General features: G+C 63.1%; 21 protein-coding genes. 10 read left to right on the top strand and 11 right to left on the bottom strand.

Features of this window, described 5'->3' with window-relative positions:
* Positions 1–66 precede the first annotated feature (66 nt).
* The 7 genes from EET67_RS21455 to EET67_RS21425 all read right to left on the bottom strand — a co-directional run bounded on the left by EET67_RS21455 (position 67) and on the right by EET67_RS21425 (position 7,669).
* Positions 67–927, bottom strand: a complete 861-nt coding sequence (locus EET67_RS21455) for a cytochrome c1 (RefSeq protein ID WP_128628263.1) — start codon at positions 925–927, stop codon at positions 67–69.
* Between the two features lie 27 nt (positions 928–954).
* Positions 955–2,259 carry a cytochrome b gene (locus EET67_RS21450; RefSeq protein ID WP_128628262.1) on the bottom strand — a complete coding sequence of 435 codons (1,305 nt, stop codon included), beginning with the start codon at positions 2,257–2,259 and terminating at the stop codon, positions 955–957.
* Positions 2,260–2,279: 20 nt separating this feature from the next.
* Positions 2,280–2,843 carry a ubiquinol-cytochrome c reductase iron-sulfur subunit gene (gene petA, locus EET67_RS21445; protein ID WP_128628261.1) on the bottom strand — a complete coding sequence of 188 codons (564 nt, stop codon included), beginning with the start codon at positions 2,841–2,843 and terminating at the stop codon, positions 2,280–2,282.
* Positions 2,844–3,064: 221 nt separating this feature from the next.
* Positions 3,065–3,382: a DUF6665 family protein gene (locus EET67_RS21440; protein ID WP_128628260.1), complete on the bottom strand. Its 318-nt coding sequence runs from the start codon at positions 3,380–3,382 to the stop codon at positions 3,065–3,067.
* A gap of 11 nt (positions 3,383–3,393) precedes the next feature.
* On the bottom strand, positions 3,394–5,262 hold the full coding sequence (locus EET67_RS21435) for an ABC transporter ATP-binding protein (protein ID WP_128628311.1): 1,869 nt from the start codon (positions 5,260–5,262) through the stop codon (positions 3,394–3,396).
* 93 nt (positions 5,263–5,355) lie between these two features.
* A complete protein-coding gene (locus EET67_RS21430) occupies positions 5,356–7,224 on the bottom strand; it encodes an ABC transporter ATP-binding protein (RefSeq protein ID WP_128628259.1) in 1,869 nt (622 codons plus the stop codon).
* A gap of 70 nt (positions 7,225–7,294) precedes the next feature.
* Entirely contained in the window at positions 7,295–7,669 is a 375-nt protein-coding gene (locus EET67_RS21425; protein ID WP_128628258.1) for a hypothetical protein, read from the bottom strand.
* A 282-nt stretch (positions 7,670–7,951) separates the two neighbouring features.
* Here EET67_RS21425 and EET67_RS21420 point away from each other — a divergent pair, with 282 nt between their 5' ends.
* Together EET67_RS21420 and soxR are read left to right on the top strand one after the other, a co-directional pair.
* Positions 7,952–8,410, top strand: coding sequence for a tRNA (cytidine(34)-2'-O)-methyltransferase (locus tag EET67_RS21420; protein WP_128628257.1), 459 nt, complete (start codon positions 7,952–7,954; stop codon positions 8,408–8,410).
* Between the two features lie 166 nt (positions 8,411–8,576).
* Complete coding sequence (gene soxR / locus EET67_RS21415) at positions 8,577–9,032, top strand: redox-sensitive transcriptional activator SoxR (protein WP_128628256.1); 456 nt, start codon at positions 8,577–8,579, stop codon at positions 9,030–9,032.
* A gap of 107 nt (positions 9,033–9,139) precedes the next feature.
* Here the strand turns inward: soxR and EET67_RS21410 are convergent, their stop codons facing one another.
* The gene (locus EET67_RS21410) at positions 9,140–9,397 is read right to left on the bottom strand and encodes a hypothetical protein (RefSeq protein ID WP_128628255.1); all 258 of its coding nucleotides are present in this window, start codon (positions 9,395–9,397) and stop codon (positions 9,140–9,142) included.
* Positions 9,398–9,487: 90 nt separating this feature from the next.
* Between EET67_RS21410 and hemF the strand changes: the two genes are divergently transcribed.
* The 4 genes from hemF (at position 9,488) to EET67_RS21390 (ending at position 12,464) form a co-directional block, all read left to right on the top strand.
* Positions 9,488–10,402, top strand: a complete 915-nt coding sequence (gene hemF, locus EET67_RS21405) for an oxygen-dependent coproporphyrinogen oxidase (protein ID WP_128628254.1) — start codon at positions 9,488–9,490, stop codon at positions 10,400–10,402.
* 440 nt (positions 10,403–10,842) lie between these two features.
* Complete coding sequence (locus tag EET67_RS21400; RefSeq protein WP_245451114.1) at positions 10,843–11,550, top strand: alpha/beta hydrolase; 708 nt, start codon at positions 10,843–10,845, stop codon at positions 11,548–11,550.
* A 341-nt stretch (positions 11,551–11,891) separates the two neighbouring features.
* The gene (locus EET67_RS21395; protein WP_128628252.1) at positions 11,892–12,149 is read left to right on the top strand and encodes a DUF1344 domain-containing protein; all 258 of its coding nucleotides are present in this window, start codon (positions 11,892–11,894) and stop codon (positions 12,147–12,149) included.
* A 129-nt stretch (positions 12,150–12,278) separates the two neighbouring features.
* Positions 12,279–12,464, top strand: coding sequence for a DUF1059 domain-containing protein (locus EET67_RS21390; RefSeq protein ID WP_128628251.1), 186 nt, complete (start codon positions 12,279–12,281; stop codon positions 12,462–12,464).
* A gap of 40 nt (positions 12,465–12,504) precedes the next feature.
* Here EET67_RS21390 and EET67_RS21385 read toward each other — a convergent pair whose 3' ends face one another.
* The 3 genes from EET67_RS21385 to EET67_RS21375 are packed head-to-tail and all read right to left on the bottom strand — an operon-like array spanning position 12,505 to position 15,038.
* The gene (locus tag EET67_RS21385) at positions 12,505–13,773 is read right to left on the bottom strand and encodes a CCA tRNA nucleotidyltransferase (RefSeq protein ID WP_128628250.1); all 1,269 of its coding nucleotides are present in this window, start codon (positions 13,771–13,773) and stop codon (positions 12,505–12,507) included.
* Complete coding sequence (locus tag EET67_RS21380; protein ID WP_128628249.1) at positions 13,770–14,402, bottom strand: CoA pyrophosphatase; 633 nt, start codon at positions 14,400–14,402, stop codon at positions 13,770–13,772. Before EET67_RS21380 ends, EET67_RS21385 begins: the two co-directional genes overlap by 4 nt.
* A 3-nt stretch (positions 14,403–14,405) precedes the next feature.
* Complete coding sequence (locus tag EET67_RS21375) at positions 14,406–15,038, bottom strand: DUF1285 domain-containing protein (RefSeq protein ID WP_128628310.1); 633 nt, start codon at positions 15,036–15,038, stop codon at positions 14,406–14,408.
* 137 nt (positions 15,039–15,175) lie between these two features.
* Here EET67_RS21375 and EET67_RS21370 point away from each other — a divergent pair, with 137 nt between their 5' ends.
* Genes EET67_RS21370 through EET67_RS21355 form a run of 4 tightly spaced genes read left to right on the top strand, consistent with a single transcriptional unit; the run spans position 15,176 to position 22,011 of the window.
* Entirely contained in the window at positions 15,176–16,180 is a 1,005-nt protein-coding gene (locus tag EET67_RS21370) for an AAA family ATPase (RefSeq protein ID WP_128628248.1), read from the top strand.
* Positions 16,180–17,100 carry a DUF58 domain-containing protein gene (locus tag EET67_RS21365; RefSeq protein ID WP_128628247.1) on the top strand — a complete coding sequence of 307 codons (921 nt, stop codon included), beginning with the start codon at positions 16,180–16,182 and terminating at the stop codon, positions 17,098–17,100. Before EET67_RS21370 ends, EET67_RS21365 begins: the two co-directional genes overlap by 1 nt.
* Positions 17,097–19,925, top strand: coding sequence for a DUF4159 domain-containing protein (locus EET67_RS21360; protein WP_128628246.1), 2,829 nt, complete (start codon positions 17,097–17,099; stop codon positions 19,923–19,925). The genes EET67_RS21365 and EET67_RS21360 overlap by 4 nt, the downstream gene beginning before the upstream one ends.
* Position 19,926: 1 nt before the next feature.
* Complete coding sequence (locus EET67_RS21355; protein ID WP_128628245.1) at positions 19,927–22,011, top strand: hypothetical protein; 2,085 nt, start codon at positions 19,927–19,929, stop codon at positions 22,009–22,011.
* Positions 22,012–22,067: the final 56 nt, after the last annotated feature.

The raw sequence follows: 22,067 nt of genomic DNA, 5'->3' as shown, positions 1-22,067 counted from the left end.
CGGAGCGCCCTTAGTCTTGGAGCTTGAATGTATCCGTTACGGCCGGGCAGGCTGCAACGTCCACCCTCAATGGGCGACGTTCGACCACACCCTGCGCTTGGTCAGATAGATCAGCGCGCCGAACAAAAGCAGGAACGCCATCACGCGAAAACCGGTCTGCTTGCGCGCCTCCATATGCGGCTCTGCGGCCCACATCAGGAATGCGGAGACGTCACGCGAATACTGGTCGACCGTCTGCGGTGAGCCATCGTCGTAGGTAACCTGGTCGTCCGACAGCGGCTTAGCCATGGCCAGCGACTTGCCGGCGATGAAGTATGGGTTGTAGTGCGTGCCTTCGGCGATTTCCATGCCTGCCGGCGGCTCCTCGTCGTAGCCGGTCAGGAGAGCATGGATATAGTCAGGTCCGCCTTCCGCATATTGCGTGAAGATGTCGAAGACGAAGGTCGGGAAGCCGCGCTCCGCCGAGCGTGCCTTGGCGATCAGCGAGAAGTCCGGCGGCGCAGCGCCATTATTGGCGGCAGCAGCAGCGGCGTGGTTCGGGAACGGCGCCGGGAAATGATCGTTCGGCGTCGCCTTGCGGGTGAACATCTCGCCATCGGCGTTCGGCCCGTCCTCGACCTCATATTCCGCGGCGAGCGCCTTCACCTGGGCTTCGGTGTAACCGAGGTCCTCGAGGGTACGGAAAGCGACGAGATCCATCGAATGGCAGGCCGAGCAGACTTCCTTGTAGACCTTCAGGCCACGCTGAAGCTGAGCCTTGTCATAGGTACCGAACGGCCCGGAGAACGACCAGCTTTCCTGGGTGGGCTTGTGGATAGGGAAGTGGGTGGGTTCGGCTGCACTATGCTCTTCCTGAGCAAGGGCGGCGCCGAGCGCGCCTGCCGTTACCAGGCCGAATACAGTCAATCCGGTGAGAATCTTTTTCATGCGAACATCCCTCTCAAAGATTCTCGCTTAGCCTCTGGTTTCCGGCGATGCCGTCGCACCGGCAGGATGGCCCGCACCACCGGACTTGTTCTTCTCAAGCACCGCCTCGGTGATCGAGTTGGGCAGCCTGCGCGGCGTCTCGATAATCCCGAGAACCGGCATGATGATCAGGAAGAACGCGAAGTAGTAGAAGGTCGAAATCTGTGCCAGCGCTACATAGACGCCTTCCGCCGGCCGCGAACCCAGCCATCCAAGGAAGATGGCGTTGGCAACGAAGAGCCAGAAGAACAGCTTGTACCACGGACGGTAGACAGCCGAACGCACCTTCGACGTATCGAGCCACGGCACGAAGAACAGCACCGCGATTGCGCCGAACATGGCAAGCACACCGCCGAGCTTGGAATCGATCGGCCCGATATTGAAGGTGATGGCGCGCAGGATCGCGTAGAACGGCAGGTAGTACCATTCAGGAACGATATGGGCCGGCGTCTTCAGCGAGTCGGCAACGATGTAGTTGTCCGGGTGGCCGAGATAGTTCGGGATATAGAAGACGAAATAGGCGAACACGGCCAGGAACACGATCATGCCGAACGCGTCCTTGATGGTCGCATAGGGCGTGAACGGGACCGTGTCGGTCTTCGACTTCACCTCGATGCCGGTCGGATTGGTCTGGCCGACGACATGCAGCGCCCAGACATGCAGCACCACGACGCCGGCGATCATGAACGGCAGCAGGTAATGCAGGGCAAAGAAGCGGTTGAGCGTCGGATTGTCGACGGCGAAGCCACCGAGCAGCAGTTCCTGGATCCAGGTGCCGACCAGCGGAATGGCGGTGAAGAAGCCGGTGATGACCGTCGCACCCCAGAAGCTCATCTGACCCCAAGGCAGCACATAGCCCATGAAGCCGGTCGCCATCATCAGCAGGTAGATGATGCAGCCCAGGATCCACAGCAGCTCGCGCGGCGCCTTGTAGGAGCCGTAGTAGAGCCCGCGCATGATGTGGATATAGACCGCGATGAAGAACATCGAGGCGCCGTTGGAATGCAGGTAGCGCAAGAGCCAGCCCGAATTCACGTCGCGCATGATCTTCTCGACCGATTCGAATGCCAGGCCGGTATCGGCGGCATAGTGCATCGCCAGCACGACGCCGGTGAGGATCTGCGCCACCAGCATGATCGAGAGAATGCCGCCGAACGTATAGGCGTAATTCAGGTTGCGCGGCACCGGATAGGAAACGAATGAATCATGGACGAGGCGCGGCAATGGCATGCGCGCATCGATCCAGCGTCCGATGCCTGATTTGGGCGTATAGGTCGAGTGTCCACCGCTCATGGAAATTAATCCCCTCTTCCTCAGCCGATCCGGATCGTGGTGTCGGAAATGAATGCGAATGTCGGCACCGGCAGATTTTCAGGCGCCGGGCCTTTGCGGATACGGCCGGCCGTATCGTAGTGCGAACCATGGCATGGGCAGAACCAGCCGCCGAAATCGCCCTGCTGGCCGAGCGGCACGCAACCCAGATGCGTGCACACGCCGACCATGACGATCCAGTTTTCCTTGTCCTTGCCGGCCGAGCGATCGACGTCGGTCGCCGCTGCATCGCTCGCCAGATTGGCATTGCGGGCAACCGGATCCTTCAACTCTGCAAGCTGCACATCCTGCGCCGCCTTGATTTCCTCAGGGGTGCGGTTGCGGATGAACACCGGCTTGCCGCGCCATTTCACTGTCAACGACATGCCCGGCGTCAGCGAGGAGACATCAACCTCGATCGACGAAGCGGCAAGCGTTGAAGCATCCGGCCGCATCTGGTCGATGAAAGGCCACGCGACGGCGCCAGCGCCGACGACGCCGGCCATGCCCGTCGCCACGTAAAGAAAATCACGACGGCCTGGATCGATCGTATCGTTTGCGCTCACGGGATTATGATCCTTTCGCCTTAACCCTAGGCCGGCGGTAGAGCCATTGTCCCCGCTCTCTCTGTCGCCAACCTGACCCCATGCGGAACGGGCTGACGAATTCCTCCGGCATTCGGGGATGGGTTTATGCGTGAAGCCCGCTCTTGTCCAGACTGGACAATGGGGACAGGGCAGATTGTCGCGGGGGGTCGCGGCAACGCGCAAAACGGCGCAGTTGCAGCCTATGCCGCGCCCAGCCGCACCAGGACCTGGTTGGGAATTTGAAGGTCGCGGATCACATCGTCGTGCCGGCGCAGACCGCAAAGTTCGCGCTGGATGAAATAGGCGTGAACTGCCGCGGCCGCCTCCTTCAAGAGACGCACCCGTTCATCCGGTGATTCTCGCGATGCTTCCCTCAGCCTTGCCAGGCAGATTTTCGCTCGCTCTCCCGCCCGGCCAAGCGATGCCGCCATTTCGGCAAGCATTTCATGCTCAAGCACATTGACCCCGCTCTCCGGCGCCGATGTGCTTGAATATCTCCTTGGCGGATAAAGCGGCACAGCCGTCCCCTCTATTCGGCAGCCAGCCGGTTGCCGAGAAAACCGCCCGACTGGCGTTTCCAAAGCTGTGCATAAAGGCCGTCACGGGCGATCAGTTGCGCATGCGTCCCTTCTTCCACGATCCGGCCTTCATCGATGACGATCAGCCGGTCGAGTGCGGCGATCGTCGACAGGCGATGGGCGATGGCAATCACCGTCTTGCCCTCCATCATGCGATAGAGATTGTCCTGAATGGCTGCCTCGACTTCCGAATCGAGCGCCGAGGTCGCCTCGTCGAGAATGAGGATCGGCGCGTCCTTGAGCATCATGCGGGCAATCGCCACGCGCTGCCGCTGGCCGCCCGACAGCTTGACGCCACGCTCGCCGACATGGGCATCATAGCCTTGACGGTCGTGAGGATCAGAAACCCCGGCAATGAATTCATGCGCTGCCGCCCTCTCGGCCGCATCCTCGATTTCCGCCTGGGTGGCGCCTGCCCTGCCATAGCCGATATTGTCGCGGATCGAACGATGCATCAGCATCGCATCCTGGCTGACGACGCCGAACTGTGCCCGCAGCGAAGCCTGCGTGACGGCCCGCACGTCGTGGCCATCGATCAGGATGCGCCCCTTTTCCACATCGAACAGGCGCAAGGCCAGATTGACGATGGTGGTCTTGCCCGCACCCGAGGGCCCGATCAGCGCGACGCGCTCGCCCGGCCGCACATGCAGGTTCAGGTTTTCGATGACGCCGCCGCCCTTGCCATAGTGGAAGGACACATTTTCGAAACGGATGTCGCCGCTGGCGCGCGGCAGGACGATTGCATTGGCAGCGTCACGGATGGCCGGGCGGACGGATATGGTGCGGGTGGCATCCTGCACGGTCGCGTAATTGCGCACCAGCCCGTTGATATTGAACATCATCCAGCCGGACATCTGGTTGAGCCGGAACACAAGGCCGAGGGCCGCGGCGATGGCCCCGGTGGAGATGCCGCCCCCAGTCCATTTATGGATGCAGATCGCGGCGATCGATCCCATCATAAGCCCGTTCAGCAGGGCCACAGACGCGCGTACCGTCGTGATCGCCCGCGTCAACCTGATGACAGCCACCAGAAAGCGCTCCAGCCCGTCCCGGACATAGGCATGCTCGCGCCGACCGCTGTCGAACAGCTTCACCGCCACGATATTGGTGAAGGCGTCCACCAGCCGCCCGTTGAAGATCGAGCGTTCGTCGGCGGTGGCGCGCCCGGCCCGCCGCATCTCCGGCAGCAGGAAGCGGACGATCGCGGCATAGCCAATGAACCAGACGCCCACCACGACGCCCAGCCACGGCTCGACCGTCGCCAAAATGGTAATTGCCAGCACGATGAAGGTCAGGAACGACCACATGGTCTGCAGAATATTGACGATGAAATCGCCGACCGCCTCGCCGCCCTGCATGATCTTGGTGGCGATGCGGCCGGCAAAATCGTTCTGGTAGAAGGTGTAGGGCTGCTCGATGACCCGCCGGAACGCCTGCCAGCGCACCATCGAATAAAAACCCGGCACCACCACCTGCTGCTCGACCACCGCGGAGGCGATCAGGACGACCGTTCGCACCACCAGCAGGAGGGCAAGCAGGGCTGCCAGTTCCGGCCAATGTTCGGTGATCAGCGTTTTCGGATCGGCCCGATCGAGGAGGTCGATCAGCCAGCCGATAGACCAGTAAAGTGCCGCATCGACGGCGCCTGCAAGTCCACCGACGATCAGGAGGGCAATGAATGGGCCCTTGGCCTGCCTGGCGAAATAGAGGATGAAGCGCCAGGCATCCGCCGGCAGCACCTCGCGGTCGGTGTCCTGGAACGGATCGACCCAGCCCTCGGCCTTGCGCCACAGCCTATCGCGCCAGCCGCCCTCCTTCATCTCGCCTGCCTTTCCGTCGAACCGACGCGAAACATCATCCGCCATGATTCCCATATGGTACATGAGTGCGGCCCGGAAAAGCCGCGCCGTGCCTTACTCGGCCGCCCGTTCGGTGGCCACGCTCTCGATTATCGCTTCGCTCGGCAGGAAGCCGCCCGATTGCCGGGCCCAGAGCTGCGAATAAAGTCGGCCGCGCGCAACCAGCTCGTCATGCGAGCCTTCTTCCACGATGCGGCCCTGATCCATGACCACCAGCCGATCCATCGCCGCAATGGTGGAGAGGCGATGCGCAATGGCGATCACGGTCTTACCCTCCATCAGCCGATAGAGGTTTTCCTGGATCGCCGCCTCCACCTCCGAATCGAGCGCGGAGGTCGCCTCGTCCAGTATCAGGATCGGGGCGTCCTTCAGCATGACGCGGGCAATGGCGATGCGCTGCCGCTGGCCGCCCGACAGTTTCACGCCACGCTCGCCGACATGGGCGTCGAGGCCTTTCCGGCCCTTGGCATCGGAGAGTGCCGCGATGAAGTCGTCGGCCGCGGCGCGGCGCGCCGCTTCCAGCACCATCGCCTCATCGGCGTCAGGGCGGCCATAGACGATGTTGTCGCGCACCGAGCGGTGCAGCAGCGAGGTGTCCTGCGTCACCATGCCGATCTGCGCGCGCAGCGAATCCTGCGCGACCCCGGCAATATCCTGGCCGTCGATGAGGATGCGCCCGCGCTCCAGATCGTAGAAACGCAGCAGCAGATTGACGAGCGTCGACTTGCCAGCGCCGGACCGCCCGACAAGACCCACCTTCTCGCCCGGGCGGATGGTCAGCGACAGATCGTCGATGACGCCCTTGCCCTTGCCGTAATGGAAGCCGATGCGCTCGAACTCGATATCTCCCCTGCTGACGGCGATCTCGCCCGCACCGGGCTTGTCTTCCACCAGGCGCGGCAGCGAGATCGAATTGATGCCGTCCTGTACCGTGCCGATATTCTCAAACAGCGCGGAGACTTCCCACATGATCCATTGCGACATGCCCCACAGCCTGAGCACCAGGCCGATGACCACTGCGACAGCGCCGATGGAGACGGCTTCGTCCAGCCACAGCCAGATCGACAACGCCGCGACGGAAAACAACAGCAGCGAGTTGATGAGGTAGAGCAGGCCATAGATGCTGGTGACGAGCCGCATCGACCGGTAGACCGTGTCCATGAAGATCGCCATGCTTTCGCGCGCATAGGAGGCTTCGCGCCGCGCATGCGAAAACAGCTTTACTGTCTGGATATTGGCATAGGAATCCACTACCCGGCCGGTCATCACCGAGCGGGCGTCCGCCTGCTCCTGCGACACCTTGCCGAGCCGCGGAATGAAATAGCGCAGCATCAGCACATAGGCGACGAGCCACACGACCAGCGGCGTCGCCAACCGCCAGTCGGAAGACCCGACGATAACCAGCGTGCCCAGGAAATAGACGACGACATAGTTGAGGACATCGACCAGCTTGATGACGCATTCGCGCACGGCAAGTGCTGTCTGCATCAGCTTGGTGGCGATGCGGCCTGCGAACTCATCCTGATAGAAGGTCATCGACTGCTTGAGCAGGTAGCGATGCACGTCCCAGCGGATGCGCATCGGATAGTTGCCCATCAGCGTCTGGTCATGCACAAGCGACTGCAACAGCGCCATGCCCGGCAAAAGCACGACGACCACGAAACCCATGGCCGCGAGCTTCCAGCCTTCGGTCTGCAGGAAGGTCTCGCGATTCTGCGCCGACAGCCAGTCGACGATCTGGCCGAGGAAGCTGAACATCCACACTTCGGCCAGCGCAATCGCGGTGATCAGCAGGCCGGTGGCGGCAATGTAAGGCCATGTGCCGCGCGTATAATGCAGGCAAAAGGCGATCAGCGTCTTCGGGGGCTCGACCGGCTCTCCGGGGGGAAACGGGTCGAGTCGTTTTTCAAACCAGCGAAACATCTTTGTTCTCTATCGAAGCGTTGGGCGATGCGCCTTGTCGGCACGGATTCGGAATGGACCTGTACTGACGCTAGGTAACTGGCTTTCCGGCAATGTAAGGCATCCGCGTAGCCGTGCCGATACCGTCCTCGTCTGCTCCTGACATGGTCGTGGCAGCAGCCTTGCGGCCGGCTGGCAGGCCGCGAAGCCTGCCAAGCCAGCCAAACAGGCGTCGCAGAGGCGGTAGCCGGCCGTGATCGGGGCCAGCCATGCGCATGTCGATGTCGGCGAGTTCGCCCCGATGCGGACGCACGTCCCTTTCCGGATAGGCAAGCGGCACCGATGCGCCGACGCCTAGCGCCCAGGCTGCAAGCTTCCGGTCATGCAGGCTGACAGCATCCCGGCCGGGCCGGTGAAGCGAAAAATCGCGTGGGGCATTTAGCCCCTTTGGCAGGCGGGAAGACATCGTCGGATTCCTTCGGAAGCTGGAAAAGAGTTCCGGCGGAAATCGAGACGATGAAGCTTTGGAATGTCAGGAAGAAAAGCGTCGAACCGAAACCGCCGTCAGGCCTTAGGCCGGAAGACTGGGAGCAAGAACACATGTGTCATCATGCCTGCCTCCGTCGGTTCGAGTTGACAACGGCCGCCTTATAGACCCATTCGCGTTAAAACACCACGCGGACGCGTCCAATTTCTGTGACTGAGCCGGCGGTGTGACGACTGTGCCACAGTTTAGCGAGGCTTCATATTGGCCCACGGCATCCGTATCGCGCTTTACCAACCCGACATTGCCGGCAACACCGGCACGATCCTGCGCATGGCCGCCTGCTTCGGAATTGCCGTCGACATCATCGAGCCGGCCGGTTTCGATCTCTCCGATCGTGCCCTGCGGCGCGCCGGCATGGATTATCTGGAAATGGCCGCGCTCACGCGCCATCTCGATTTCGCGAGCTTCGAAGCGTGGCGACAGGCTGAAGGCCGCCGCCTGCTGCTGTTTTCCACCAAAGCCGCCCTGCCCTACGCCGAATTCCGCTATGGCGACGGCGACATAATATTGCTTGGACGCGAATCGGCGGGCGTACCCGATCACGTGCATGATGCGGCTGACGCCCGCCTGCTCATTCCCATGAAGGGCGGCGGCCGCAGCCTCAATTTGGCGCTGAGTGCTGCTATCGCCGTCAGCGAAGCGATCAGGCAGATCGGCTGAATAGTCCTGCATTCCGATAACGAATGACCATGCCGCCATCCGGCGGCCGATCCTCACCGACCCTGCAATCCTGAAGCGCATGAACATCAAGGCGTCCTTCCATTTGCACTGCGAAGGACATCTTGATAAAACCTCAACTTAAGTTGAGGTCAAGCAGGAATTCGACATGGCCAGGGAATTCTCCGTCGGCGAGATTGCCCGCCGCAGCGGCGTCGCTGTTTCGGCGCTCCATTTTTACGAAAGCAAGGGCCTGATCCGCAGCCATCGCACCGCCGGCAACCAGCGACGCTACAGTTCGGACGTGCTGCGGCGGGTCGCCGTCATCCGTGTCGGCCAGGAGGTGGGCATCTCATTGGCCGAAATCGCCGCCGCCCTTGAGTCCCTGCCTGATGGCCGCACCCCCACACGCCAGGATTGGGCTATCTTGTCGCAAGGCTGGGCCGCCGATCTCGACCGCCGCATCCTTCAGCTACAGAAATTGCGCGACGGCCTGAGCGGCTGCATTGGCTGCGGCTGCATGTCGATCGACCGCTGTCCCATGTACAATCCGGACGATCGGCTCGGTGCGGAGGGACCAGGTCCGAGGCGGCTTCTCATCGGAACCATGAAAAAGAGTGGCTGAACCGGCTAAAGCGAGATGACTTTTCCTTAGATCGCCCCCTCGCCCTAAATCTTTGTTCTTGAAGCATGATCTTGTCCGAAAAGTCTGCAACTTTTCGGGATCATGCTTTAATCCGATGAAGGCAAACGCCTTATCGTGAATTCGATCACGTCGCCCGGACGCTCGAACCAGCTTTCGATGGTGGTCCAATAGGCCTGCTTGGGCCACCGCTCAAACCATTCCCGGGCTTTTTGTCTTGCATCGTTGCGCGGCAGCACGAAAGTTTCACGCAGGAAACCGTCGCGCGGCCGACGCTCGCGTTCGGCCCGGCTTTCGCTCAATCTCTTCTTCAGACCATCAAGTGGCGGTCTCGCTGGGGTACGCACGAGGAACTCCTTGACCCTGAACAAAGACAGATTAGGGATCGCACCGGAAAAGACGAGTCATTTGTACAAGACAGCGAGTGGAGACCACCCATGCATGGCCTTGAGATAGCGGCGGGACTACCGACCGATATTGAAGACAAGAAGGAACGGGCCCGTCTCTGGTTCGAGGAACTGCGCGACCGCATCTGTGCCGGGTTCGAGCAGTTGGAGGACGAATTGACCGGTCCCCAGGCCTCCTGGGCTGCCGGGCGCTTTGAAAGAACGCCCTGGCAACGCGAAGAAGGCAAGGGTGGCGGCGGCATCATGTCGATGATGCGCGGTCGCGTTTTCGAAAAGGTCGGCGTGCACACCTCCACGGTCCATGGCGAATTCTCGCCCGACTTCCGCAAGCAGATGCCGGGAGCCGACGAGGACCCGCGGTTCTGGGCAAGCGGCATCTCACTTATCGCCCATCCGTGGAACCCGAATGTTCCCGCCGTCCACATGAACACGCGCATGGTGGTCACTTCGCGGCAATGGTTCGGCGGCGGCGCCGATTTGACGCCGGTGCTCGACCGCCGGCGCACGCAGGAGGACCCCGACACGCTGGCTTTCCACAAGGCCATGCAATTTGCCTGCAACAAGCATGCGGCGGTCGCCGACTACGACCGCTACAAGACGTGGTGCGACGAATATTTCTATCTGCCGCATCGCAACGAGGCGCGCGGCATCGGCGGCATCTTCTTCGACTGGCTGCATTCGCCCGAGGAAAAAGGCGGCTGGGAAGCCGATTTCCGCTTCACGCAGGATGTCGGACGTTCCTTCCTGGTCGTCTACCAACATCTGGTGCGCAGGAATTTCGACATGAACTGGACTGACAGCGACCGCGAGGAGCAATTGATTCGCCGTGGCCGCTACGTCGAATTCAACCTGCTCTATGACCGCGGCACCATTTTCGGCTTGAAGACCGGCGGCAACGTCAACTCGATCCTGTCGAGCATGCCGCCCGAAGTGAAATGGCCTTGAACGCGATAGCGTGACATTCTGGCGACATTAATGCCGAAATATTAACGGCTGTAAGATTGCGTGGTGACGGCGACGCTGGCGAGCGGTAAAAACAGCTTCGCAAGCGAGCCGGCCACGTGAGCCGATGGCAGGTATTTTTCCAAGCCCGGTCTGGACCGGGCCCTCCATGGGTATCATGGGCAAAGCCGCGCTCGCTGACATTTTGGTTAACGTTTAGCTGACAATGTCGGGACATGGCCAAATTATCTCTCATCAGCATTCTGTCTGCCGTTGCCATTCTCTCCTTGACCGGAATGGCCGCCTCGCGTGATCTTTCAGACTGTGAAAACGGGAAGGTAACTGCGACGACCGGCAACCAGATCGCCGTCACGGCGCGAGGTTGCCCGGATGCGTCGGCAGGCCCGTCCGGCAAAGTACATGCGCCCATTCCGGCAAAAGCGATGATCAAGCAAGACGAGGCCCTGCCTGAAGCCGATGATTTGCTGCCGGCTGTTCCGAGCACCGGTTCAGTGATGCGGGCCAAGGACTTTGTCGTTCTCATCAAGCGCCCCGAAAACGCGGACGGCGAAACATTGGTGCTGCTTCACGGCTCCGGCGGCAATGAAACCACCCTCATGTCGCTCGCCGCACGGATCGCGCCACGTTCGGTGCTGATGGGCGTGCGTGGGCGTATCACCCAGGATGGAAACAAGCGCTGGTACAGGCGCCTGACCCCGACCAGCTTCGACCAGGGCGACATACGGCACGAGGCGGCAGCTTTCGCCGATTTCCTGCAGGACGAAGTCAAGGCCGGGTCGCTCGATCTCGATCACACCACCTTCATCGGCTATTCCAACGGCGCCAACCTGCTGGCAGCACTGACATTGCTGCATCCCGGCCTGGTCGAACGGGCGGTGCTGCTGCGGCCGATGTCGGTATTGCACAAGATCCCGCCCACGGATCTGTCGCCACTGCGCGTCCTGATGGTTGCCGGCGCATCCGACACCACCTACGTCCCCTTCGCATCAGCGCTGGAGACCATGTTGCGCGATCACGGCGCGCGGATCGCCGCCCATACGATCAAGGCCGATCATGGGCTCGGCAAACAGGACGTCAAGATCGTCAGCGAATGGCTGGCACGGTCGAACGCGGTTTCGCTGAACCAGTAAGCCGGCCTGCAGAAAAAGGACTGGCCCGCCTCGGGCGCCTTGCGAAAGACAAAATCTCCGCTATCCGGCGCTCTTTGTGGTAAGAATGGCGAATATTCTGCATAATCATGGCGTTTACATGTCAGATTACGACCACAGCGCCAGTAAACTTAAGTATATTATGGCGTTTTCGCTGCCAGAAAATTTCTTTTTGGTATAATATCCCACACCTGAAAGTTCATTATACATATTCACCAGGCCGGGAACCGCCGGCGGTCCGCTTTGCGGCCGCGACCCGACGCGACCTGACGGCCTGTCTCCAGGCGATATTATCGAGATTCGCTTGATAGAGAGTGATTGCCATGCGCACACTTCTGATACCGGCAGCGATCGCTGCCCTGTTCGCCACTTCCGCTGTGGCCCTTGCCGCCCAGCACACCACCGGTACGATCAAGACCTTCGATGCCAAGGCCATGTCGGTGAAGCTCGCCGATGGCTCGGTCTATATGCTCCCCAAGACGGTCAAGCACCCCGCGCTGAAGGCCGGCGAAAAGGTCGATATTTCCTGGGATAACTCCGGCAAGAACCGGATGATCGAATCCGTCACCATCGTGAAATAGCCTCACACGACCGCGTTGAAACTGAAGGCGGAGCCTCCCACTCCGCCTTTTCTTTGGTCCCGTAGCTGGGATGGCACTATTTTATGTTATGCTATCTCTTCACCCGGAAAATGACGGAGGAGAAAAGCGATGAAGGAATTCCACTGCGGATCACTTGTCCCCGGCTGCGACTGGCATACGCGCCATGAAGAGGAAGCCGAAGTCATGCGGCGCGCTGTCGAGCACATGCGCGAAACCCATGGCGAGACGATCATCCGCGAAACCATGCTGGAAGCGATCCGCTCCCGCATCGAGAAAACGCGGGACGCGGCCTGACCCGATGCCGCAAACCATGCAATCGGCTTGCGGATTGCGGTCACGCCTTCAGTTTTGCGGCGGCGCGTTCAAGCAGCGCGCCGCGATCCAGCGTGAAGCCGGATTCGATCCATAGCGCTTCCAGTTCGCGCAGCAGATCGCCCAGTTTGCGGCCTTGCGCGACGCCAAAATCAGCCAGATCACTGCCCTTCAGCGGAAATACGGGCCGGTTCCACGTCTCGGCAAAGCCAAGTTGCCGCGAAAATCCACCTGCTTCCACCAATGCATGATCGTCTTCGACCGCGCGCCCGCGCGCCGCTGCAAGCGCCAGCCTGAGCCGGTCGATGATACCGCCGGGGTTGCCGCGATAGAGAATTTTCGCCAAAGCGCCCTCGGTCCGCTCCGGCGACGGTGCCTGCGCAAGTGCCCATTGCGCCAGCCGGTCCGTTTCCGCTTTTGACAGTCGAAGGCGGGCGGCCATCTGAACAAGGCGCTCGCTGTCGGGCGGGACGATCGCCGCAAGCCGCAGCAGCGGATCGGGTGCCCAGCCGAGATCGCGTTCCGTCTTCACCAGCGCATGGATGGCATCGATGCCCCACTTCTCGCTTTCGGGCAGGATGCGTGTGAGGACGCCTGCCTGCCGCATCCACAGCAGCGCGCGCGAGGGATCGGGGGCAGCCAGAAGTTTCTTCAGCTCCGCCCAGATGCGTTCGGCCGAAAGCCGGTCGAGCCCTTCCTTCAGCCGCGCACAAGCCTTCAGCCCCTCGGCATCCGGGCGTCCCTCGCCATACCAGGCAAAAAAGCGAAAAAAGCGCAGAATCCGCAGATAGTCTTCGCGGATGCGCGCCTCCGGATCGCCGATGAAGCGCAGCCTGCGGCTTTCCAGATCGGCAATCCCACCGACCAGATCGATCACGCTGCCGTCGGCCGTTGCATAAAGCGCATTGATGGTGAAATCCCGCCGCTCGGCATCGAACTCCCAGTCCCGTCCGAATCGCACCTTGGCATGACGCCCATCAGTCTCGACATCGGCGCGCAGCGTCGTCACCTCATAAGGCTTGCCATTGGCGATAACAGTGATCGTGCCATGGGCGGCACCCGTCGCCACCGCCTTGAACCCCGCTTCCTCGGCAAGACGGGCGGTATCCTCCGGCCGATTGGTGGTGGCGATATCGACGTCCGAAACCGCCTGCCCCAGAAGCGCGTTGCGTACCGCGCCGCCGGCAATGCGCGCCTCCTCGCCATACTGGCTCAGTACGGCCAGAATCCGCTGCAAGGCAGGCGTGTCGAGCCATTTCGCCTTGCCGGCAATTGAGGCCTGGCCGCTCATGCATAAAGCCTTTCATAGAGCGTGCGGATGATACCGGCGGTGACGCCCCATATGCGCTGTCCGCCATAGGGCATGTCGTAATAGACCCAGGTGCGGTTGTCCCAAAGCCTGCTGCCCTGGTGATGATTGGCCGGGTCCATCAGGAAGCGCAGCGGCACCTCGAAGGCGGCATCGACCTCATGCTGGTTGATGCTGAGGTGAAAACCGGGCCGGACGATGCCAAGCACCGGCGCGATGCGATAGCCGCTGCCTGCGACATAGTCCGGCATGCGGCCGATGACCTCGATGTAATTGCGCGCGAGCCCGATTTCCTCTGCCGTTTCGCGCAATGCGGCAAATTCCGGCGAAGGATCGCTCTGGTCGATGCCGCCGCCGGGAAAGGCCACCTGCCCGGAATGATTGCGCAGTGTCTCGGCGCGCTTGGTCAGGATGACCGAGGCTTCCTCGCCGCGATCGACGATGGGGATGAGCACGGCAGCCTCACGCAACCCATCGCGCCTGATCAGATGGCTGAAACCGGGGTTGAAGCGATGATCGCCATAGTCATCATCGGCTTGCGGCCCTTGTGCATTGGCCGCGCGCAGGCGAAAGGCGTCGGCAGAAAACGGCGAGACTTGCGGCATGTCCATCGTTCACCCGTTTGCCAGTCGCTTGAGCTTTTCGGCCGGCATGATCGGATAGATTTGCCCATGTGAGCGCACCGCAAACATCAATTCACCGTCGATCTCGATCTCTTCGCCATATTCGACCAGTTCATACATCACCGGTCGCGCGACCAGCGCCTCCAGCCGCCCGCGCACCAGCACATAGGGCTTCAATCCGCCGGTTTCATCCTCGTCGACGAAGCGCATCGGATGGTCCGGGCCGGCCTCCACGACATCACCGACATTTGTCCTGAAGGTGATGCGCTGCCCGTCCCCCACACCGCTTACATCCATCTCCACTGCCACGAATGGCGCATCGACAACGCGGATGCCGACCTTCTCCACCGGCGTCACCAGATAGGTCTTGCCGTCCGCGTCCTTGCGCAGCACGGTGGAGAAAAGCTGCACCAGCGGCATGCGGCCGATCGGCGTGCCGAGATAGAACCAGGTGCCATCCGGCCGGATCTCCATGTCGAGATCGCCGCAAAACTTGGGATTCCAGCGTTCGACCGGCGGCAGGCCCTTGCCGGCGCGCGTCGCCCGGGAGATCAGAGCCTGCAAGCCGCCAGTGTCTGGGGCGCCGACCAGGCTCTCTTTCGAAGTATCACCCTGATTGTCCATGGTCACGAAATAGTCACTGTTGTTGCGCTTGTCAGCCATATTGGGTGATTTAAGTTCATTCATCAGCGTGGCAAAGATGGTAATGACGGCAAGGAACGTTGCCGGCCGACGTTCCGGACAGTGAGGATCGAAGCGGCATGAGCGCAATCATCAAGGAAGCGGCGATAGACGAAAGGGAGATGGTAGCCTTGGCCGAAAAGGCTCTGGCCGACATCTCCAGGATCCGCGAGGGTGTGGGCCGCGTCATTTTCGGCCAGGAAAGCGTCGTAGAGCGCGCGCTGGTGGCGCTGCTTGCCGGCGGCCACGCACTTCTGGTCGGCGTTCCGGGCCTGGCCAAGACCAAGCTTGTGGAAACGCTGGGCATCGTGCTCGGCCTTGATTCGCGCCGCATCCAGTTCACGCCCGACCTTATGCCCTCCGACATTCTCGGTTCCGAGGTGATGGAACAGGACAAGGCCGGCAAGCGCTCCTTCCGCTTCATTCCGGGTCCGATTTTCGCCCAGCTGCTGATGGCAGACGAGATCAACCGCGCCAGTCCGCGCACGCAGTCGGCCCTGTTGCAGTCGATGCAGGAATATCATGTCACGGTCGCGGGCATGCGCCATGACTTGCCGGCCCCCTTCCATGTGCTGGCAACCCAGAACCCGCTCGAGCAGGAAGGCACCTATCCGCTGCCCGAAGCCCAGCTCGACCGCTTCCTGATGCAGATCGACATCCTTTACCCCGACATCGAGGCCGAGCGACGCATCCTGCTGGAGACGACCGGCGTGGAAGATGCCAGCGCCGTCAATGTCCTTACCGCAACGCGGCTCCAGGAAATCCAGCAGCTCATCCGCCGCATGCCGGTGCCCGAAAGCGTGGTCGAGGCGATCCTGAAGCTGGTCCGCTCCGCACGTCCCGGCCAGGGCGATGTCGAGACCGACAAGCATGTCGCCTGGGGCCCCGGCCCCCGCGCCAGCCAGGCATTGACGCTCTGTGCCCGCGCGCGTGCGCTTTACGACGGGCGGCTGGCGCCCTCGATCGATGACGTCAAGGCGCTTGCCGAACCGGTGCTCCAGCACCGCATGGCGCTGACTTTTGCCGCCCGCGCCGAGGGCATGAGCGTCCGCAATGTGGTGGGGCGGCTGGTGAAAGGCATCTGATGGCGCGTATCGGAGAGGCGTCTGCTCCGGTCGGGACAAGCAACGCCCTTGCCCGTGCAAGGCAACGCGCCTCCTTCGTGCCGGACCTGCTGATCGAGGCCCGCCGTGTCGTCAACACCGTCATCGGCGGCTGGCATGGGCGGCGCAAGCGCGGAATCGGCGAGAATTTCTGGCAGTTCCGGCCCTATGTCGAGGGCGAGGCCATTGCCCGCATCGACTGGCGCCGCTCGGCACGCGACGACCACACCTATGTGCGTGACCGCGAATGGGAGGCCGCACATACCGTCTGGCTTTGGGCGGACCCGTCGGCTTCCATGCTCTACAAATCCGGCACTGCCAAGGTTTCGAAAGAATCCCGCGCGCTGGTGCTCATCCTCGCTCTCGCCGAATTGCTGTCGCGCAGCGGCGAGCGCATCGCATGGCCGGAACTCACCGATCCTTTCACCGCGCGAAACGGCGCCGAGCGGCTGGCCGCGCATCTGTCGCAGGCAACGGAAATTCCAGCCCGGCCCGACCTGACGCAGATCCGGCGCTTCTCCGACATCATCCTCGTCAGCGATTTCCTCGATCCTGTCGAGGAAACGCAAGGCTGGCTCGACGCGCTTGCCCGCCATGGCGTGCGGGCGCATCTGATCGAGGTCTCCGACCCGGCCGAGGAGACATTCCCCTATAGCGGCCGCACCGAATTCACCGATCCGGAGACCGGCGAGAAATTGACCTCGGGCCGCGCTGAGATGCTGAGCGAGGATTACCGCCTTCTCTATCTGGCGCGACGCCACGAACTTGCCTCATGGTGCAAGCGCCTGGGCTGGAGCTACACCGTCAACCACACCGACCGCCTCGCCTCCGAGGCGCTGGTGCGAGTGCATATGGCCCTGACCGCCGATGGCGGCGGATACGCCGCCGGGGTCCGGGCATGAACTGGCTGGCTCTTTCCTTCGGATTCCCCGCCATTTTGTGGGGGCTGCTGGCTCTGCCGGTGATCTGGTGGCTGCTGCGGCTCACCCCGCCGAAGCCGCAAATGGAAGTGTTTCCCCCACTGAAAATCCTCGCGCGGGTCCTGAAGCGCGAAGAGACACCACACCAGAGCCCATGGTGGCTGACGCTGCTGCGGCTGCTGATGGCTGCCCTGATCGTGCTTGCGCTTGCCGAACCGGTATTCAATCCGCGCGAAAGATTGCCGGCCGCCGGCGATGCATTGGCGCTTGTCATCGACAATGGCTGGGCGAGCGCGCCCGACTGGGACCGCCGCGTCGCCACCGCTGAACGGCTGATCACCGATGCGGGTGCCACCGGCACGCCGGTGCTGCTGGCCTTCACCGCTGAAAAGCCCAATGCCGAGATCGGCCCCTTTGACGCCCAGGCTGCGCGCGACCGGCTGCGGGCCACCCAGCCACGCCCGGTTCCGACCGATCGGCCCGCCATCTACGCACGAGTCGCGGCAGCACTCGACACGCTGCCCGGCGCCAGCGTTGCCGTGCTGGCGGACGGTCTTGCGGCTCAGGGTGACGAGGCGGCATTCGAAACCCTGTTCGGCAAAGCACCGGCGCAGGTGATATGGGCGGTGCCCGAGCGCCTCGCCACGATCGGCCTGAGTGCCGCCGAAAACCAGCTCGAAGGCTTCGAGATCACCGCGATCCGGCCAGGCGGCAATGCCGCTCCGCGCCAGGCCACCGCCGGGGCATTCGACGACAAGGGCCGCCGCATTGCCGATGCAACTCTGACCTTCGCCGCCGGCAAGGAAACGGCGACCGGCCGCATGCAGGTGCCGTTCGAACTGCGCAATGATTTCGCCTCGATCTCGATCGACGGCGAGAGCCATGCCGGCGCCGTGCGCGTACTCGATGAAAATTCCAAGCGCCGCCGGGTCGGCCTCCTCTCGCAGGCCGAAGCCGACCAGGCGCAGCCGCTCTTGTCGCCGCTCTATTATATCCTCCGCGCGCTCGAGCCCTTCGCCGACCTTGTCGAGCCCTCAAACGCCGATCTCGCCGATGCCATTCCGCAGCTTCTGGCGCAAAAGCCAGCAATGATCGTCATGGCCGATGTCGGCAACATTCCCGATACGGCGCGCAGGCAACTGATCGAATGGGTCGACAATGGCGGCACGCTGGTCCGCTTTGCCGGGCCGCGGCTGGCTGCCGCCGGCAATGACGAGGAACTGCTGCCGGTGCGCCTGCGCACCGGAGAGCGCTCGCTGGGCGGCGCGCTCTCCTGGACCGAGCCGCAGCCGGTCACCGAATTTCCCTCCACCGGGCCTTTCGCCGATCTCGCGCCGCCGAGCGAAGTGACCGTGAGCCGGCAGATCCTGGCCGAGCCCACCGCCGACATCGTCGACCGGACCTGGGCCAATCTTGCCGACGGCACGCCGCTGGTGACCGGCGCCAGGCGCGAAAAGGGCACGGTGGCGCTGTTCCACATCACACCTGAAGCGACCTGGTCGAACCTGCCGATCTCCGGCAGCTTCGTGGAAATGCTGCGCCGGCTGGTGCAGCTGTCGCGCAACCAGGGCACTGCCGCCGCCGGCGCCGACGGCAGGGTGGCGACCCTTGCGCCCTACCGCATGATCGCAGCCAATGGCGCGCTGGAGCCGCCGACACCCGATGCAAGGCCATTGACCAGCGGCCAGGGGCCCGTTCCCGTCACCATCGAAAACCCGCCTGGCCTTTACGGCACCGAGGAAGGCGTGTTCGCCCACAATCTGCTTGGCGCGGATGCCACGCTTGCGCCGCTGGCGCGGCCTCAAATTCCTGCCCCGGTCACCGAAATGCGCTACGCCTTCGACGAATCGCGCGACCTGAAGGGGCCATTGGTGGCCGCTGCCCTGCTCTTGATGCTGCTCGACACGCTGGCGGTGTTCTGGATGGGCGGGATGTTCGCAAGGCGGCGGCGCGGCCTCGCGCATGGTGCAGGCACGGCGGCAATCGTGCTGCTGGCGGCCGGTATCGCCCTCACCGCATTTTCATCCACTGCACAGGCGCAGGATTCCAGGCCGGGCGACGCCGAGGCGATCGAGGCGATCGCCACCACCCGCCTCGCCTATGTGCTGACCGGCAATCCTTCCGTCGATGCGATCAGCCGCGCCGGGCTCGACGGCCTGTCGCGCTTCCTGATCGAGAAGACGGCGCTCGAACCCGGCCTGCCCGCCGGCGTCGACATCGCCCGCGACGAACTCGCCTTCTATCCCATCATCTATTGGCCGATCGACCCCAACGCCGCGATGCCGTCCGAAGACGCCATCGCCCGCATCGACGCCTATATGCAGCAGGGCGGCACCGTGTTGTTCGATACCCGCGACCAATATGCCACCGGCATCGATGCCGGTTCGGCGAGCCCGGCCACGCAGCGGCTGCGCGACATCCTCGACCACCTCAACGTGCCGCCGCTGGAGCCGGTGCCCGAGGACCATGTGCTGACCAAGTCCTTCTTCATCCTGCCGGAATTTCCAGGGCGCTTCAGCGGCGGTCCGCTCTGGATCGAAGCCTCGCTCGATGCCAGCAATGTCGACAACCGCCCGGTGCGCACCGGCGACGGCGTGTCGCCGATCATGATCACCGCCAATGATTTCGCCGGTGCATGGGCGATCGACGCGAGCGGCGCGCCGATGCTGCCGACGGTGCCCTCCGACTTCATGCAGCGCGTCTATGCCTATCGCGCCGGCGTCAACATCGTCATGTATATGCTGACCGGCAACTACAAATCCGATCAGGTCCACGTGCCGATCCTGCTTGAGCGGCTGGGGCAGTAGCATGAACTGGTCGCTCGCCTTCGAACCGCTCCTGTCATGGCCGCTGCTTGCCGCCGTGCTTGTGCCGCTTGCGCTGCTGGCGCTCATCGGCCTGTGGTTTCGCCAGCGCGGTGCGGTGCTGCGCGCGCTTGCCCTTTTGGCGCTTGCCGCTGCCCTCATCAACCCGGTGCTGCTCGACGAGGAGCGCGAGCCGCTGCAAAGCGTGGTGGCGCTGATCGTCGACCGCAGCCAGAGCCAGGACATAGGCGAGCGCACCGCCGAGACCGACCGGGCGCTTGCCGGGGTGCAGGAACGGCTTGCCCGCCTCAAGCAGTTCGAGGTGCGCGTGGTGGAGGCCGGCAAGGCCGATGCCGCCGACGAGCGCACGCAGACAAGGCTGTTCGGCGCGCTCGACAGCGCGTTTCGCGACGTGCCGCCCTCGCGCATCGGCGGGGCGATCATGATCACCGACGGGCAGGTGCATGACGTGCCGGCGGGCGCGCCCAACTTCCACGCGCCGCTGCATGCGCTGATCACCGGCGAGGAAGGCGAGCGCGACCGCCGCATCCGCTTCGAAAAGGCGCCGCGCTTCGGCATCGTCGGCAAGCCGCTCGACTTGACCTACCGCGTCATCAGCTCGACCGGCGAAAGCGGCGAGGTCGATGTGCGCGTCTCGGTCAATGGCGAGCAGGTCGCGGTGGAGCGGGCGACGATCGGGCGCGAGATGCCGCTGGAGATCACCGTTCCCAGCGCCGGCCGCAACATCGTGGAACTCGCCATCCCCCGCGCCGAGGGCGAACTGACCGACACCAACAACCGGGCTATCGCGCTGATCGACGGCATCCGCGAGAATTTGCGCGTGCTTCTGGTCTCCGGCGAGCCGCATGCCGGCGAGCGCACCTGGCGCAACCTGTTGAAATCCGACGCCTCGGTCGATCTGGTGCATTTCACCATCCTGCGCCCGCCCGAAAAGCAGGACGGCACGCCGATCAACGAATTGTCGCTCATCGCCTTCCCGACCCGCGAGCTGTTCGTCGAGAAGATCAATGATTTCGACCTGATCATCTTCGACCGCTACCAGCATCGCGACGTGCTGCCGATCCTCTATTACGACTACATCGCCGAATATGTGGAAAAGGGCGGCGCGCTGCTGATTGCAGCTGGCCCCGAATATGCCGGCGACCAGTCGATCGCGCGCACGCCGCTGATGGCCGCCCTGCCCGCTTTGCCCAGCGGCGAGGTGATCGACCAGGCCTTCTATCCGCGGCTGACCGACATCGGCAAGCGCCACCCGGTGACGCGCGGGCTGGAGGGATCGGCCACCGAGCCGCCGCATTGGAGCCGCTGGTTCCGGCTGATCGGCATCGATAGGCCCGAGGGCGAGGTGGTGATGAAGGGCGCCGACGACCGGCCGCTGCTGCTGCTCGACCGCAAGGGCGAAGGCCGCGTCGGCATGTTCCTGTCCGACCAGGGCTGGCTGTGGGCGCGCGGCTTCGAGGGCGGCGGCCCGCATGTCTCGCTCTACCGCCGTATCGCCCACTGGCTGATGAAGGAGCCGGAGCTTGAGGAGGAGCGGCTGACGGCGAGCGGCCGCGGCATGGTGCTGGACGTGCGCCGCCAGACCATGAGCGACGACCCGGGTGCGGCACAAGTGATCACGCCTTCTGGCAAGGCGCTGACCGTGCCGCTTGCCCAAGGCGAGCCCGGCATCTTCACCGGCAGCGCCGAGGTGAACGAGATAGGCCTCTACCAGGTCGCCAATGGCGATCTGACCGCCCTTGCCCATATCGGCCCGATCAACGCGCCGGAATTCGCCGATGTCGTCTCGACCGAAAATGTCGTGCGACCCGCGACCGATGCGACCGGCGGCAGCGTGCGCCGGCTGGCGGCAGGGGGGCTTGGCGGGCTGACCGGCAGCCTCAACCTGCCGGCCGTGGTGCCGGTGCGCGCCGGCGGCGACGCCTCGGGGCGCGACTGGATCGGGCTTCGCACCACCAATGACAGCACGCTGAAATCGGTGAGCCGCGTGCCGATGTTCGGCGGCTTCTTCGGCCTCGGCCTGCTTCTGCTGGCGCTGGGCGCCATGTGGTATCGCGAGGGGCGGTAGCGAAAGCGCGTCCTTTGCAGAACCTGGGTTCCTCGCCCCTCTGGGGAGAGGTGCCG

It is taken from the genome of Borborobacter arsenicus, assembly GCF_003934165.1.
Taxonomy (GTDB): Bacteria; Pseudomonadota; Alphaproteobacteria; order Rhizobiales; family Rhizobiaceae; genus Pseudaminobacter; species Pseudaminobacter arsenicus.
Note: the sequence above shows the minus strand (reverse complement) of the source record. Positions and strands in the feature narration are given on the sequence as shown.

Excerpts from the sequence above, each read along its gene's own strand:
- EET67_RS21455 (WP_128628263.1), bottom strand. The coding sequence starts at position 927 with ATGAAAAAGATTCTCACCGGATTGACTGTATTCGGCCTGGTAACGGCA.
- EET67_RS21355 (WP_128628245.1), top strand. The coding sequence starts at position 19,927 with ATGAACTGGTCGCTCGCCTTCGAACCGCTCCTGTCATGGCCGCTGCTT.
- EET67_RS21360 (WP_128628246.1), top strand. The coding sequence starts at position 17,097 with ATGAACTGGCTGGCTCTTTCCTTCGGATTCCCCGCCATTTTGTGGGGG.
- soxR (WP_128628256.1), top strand. The coding sequence starts at position 8,577 with ATGGCCAGGGAATTCTCCGTCGGCGAGATTGCCCGCCGCAGCGGCGTC.
- EET67_RS21390 (WP_128628251.1), top strand. The coding sequence starts at position 12,279 with ATGAAGGAATTCCACTGCGGATCACTTGTCCCCGGCTGCGACTGGCAT.
- hemF (WP_128628254.1), top strand. The coding sequence starts at position 9,488 with ATGCATGGCCTTGAGATAGCGGCGGGACTACCGACCGATATTGAAGAC.
- EET67_RS21425 (WP_128628258.1), bottom strand. The coding sequence starts at position 7,669 with ATGTCTTCCCGCCTGCCAAAGGGGCTAAATGCCCCACGCGATTTTTCG.
- EET67_RS21375 (WP_128628310.1), bottom strand. The coding sequence starts at position 15,038 with ATGGACAATCAGGGTGATACTTCGAAAGAGAGCCTGGTCGGCGCCCCA.
- EET67_RS21450 (WP_128628262.1), bottom strand. The coding sequence starts at position 2,259 with ATGAGCGGTGGACACTCGACCTATACGCCCAAATCAGGCATCGGACGC.
- EET67_RS21385 (WP_128628250.1), bottom strand. The coding sequence starts at position 13,773 with ATGAGCGGCCAGGCCTCAATTGCCGGCAAGGCGAAATGGCTCGACACG.
- EET67_RS21370 (WP_128628248.1), top strand. The coding sequence starts at position 15,176 with ATGAGCGCAATCATCAAGGAAGCGGCGATAGACGAAAGGGAGATGGTA.
- EET67_RS21400 (WP_245451114.1), top strand. The coding sequence starts at position 10,843 with ATGATCAAGCAAGACGAGGCCCTGCCTGAAGCCGATGATTTGCTGCCG.
- EET67_RS21395 (WP_128628252.1), top strand. The coding sequence starts at position 11,892 with ATGCGCACACTTCTGATACCGGCAGCGATCGCTGCCCTGTTCGCCACT.
- EET67_RS21430 (WP_128628259.1), bottom strand. The coding sequence starts at position 7,224 with ATGTTTCGCTGGTTTGAAAAACGACTCGACCCGTTTCCCCCCGGAGAG.
- EET67_RS21365 (WP_128628247.1), top strand. The coding sequence starts at position 16,180 with ATGGCGCGTATCGGAGAGGCGTCTGCTCCGGTCGGGACAAGCAACGCC.
- EET67_RS21380 (WP_128628249.1), bottom strand. The coding sequence starts at position 14,402 with ATGGACATGCCGCAAGTCTCGCCGTTTTCTGCCGACGCCTTTCGCCTG.
- EET67_RS21435 (WP_128628311.1), bottom strand. The coding sequence starts at position 5,262 with ATGAAGGAGGGCGGCTGGCGCGATAGGCTGTGGCGCAAGGCCGAGGGC.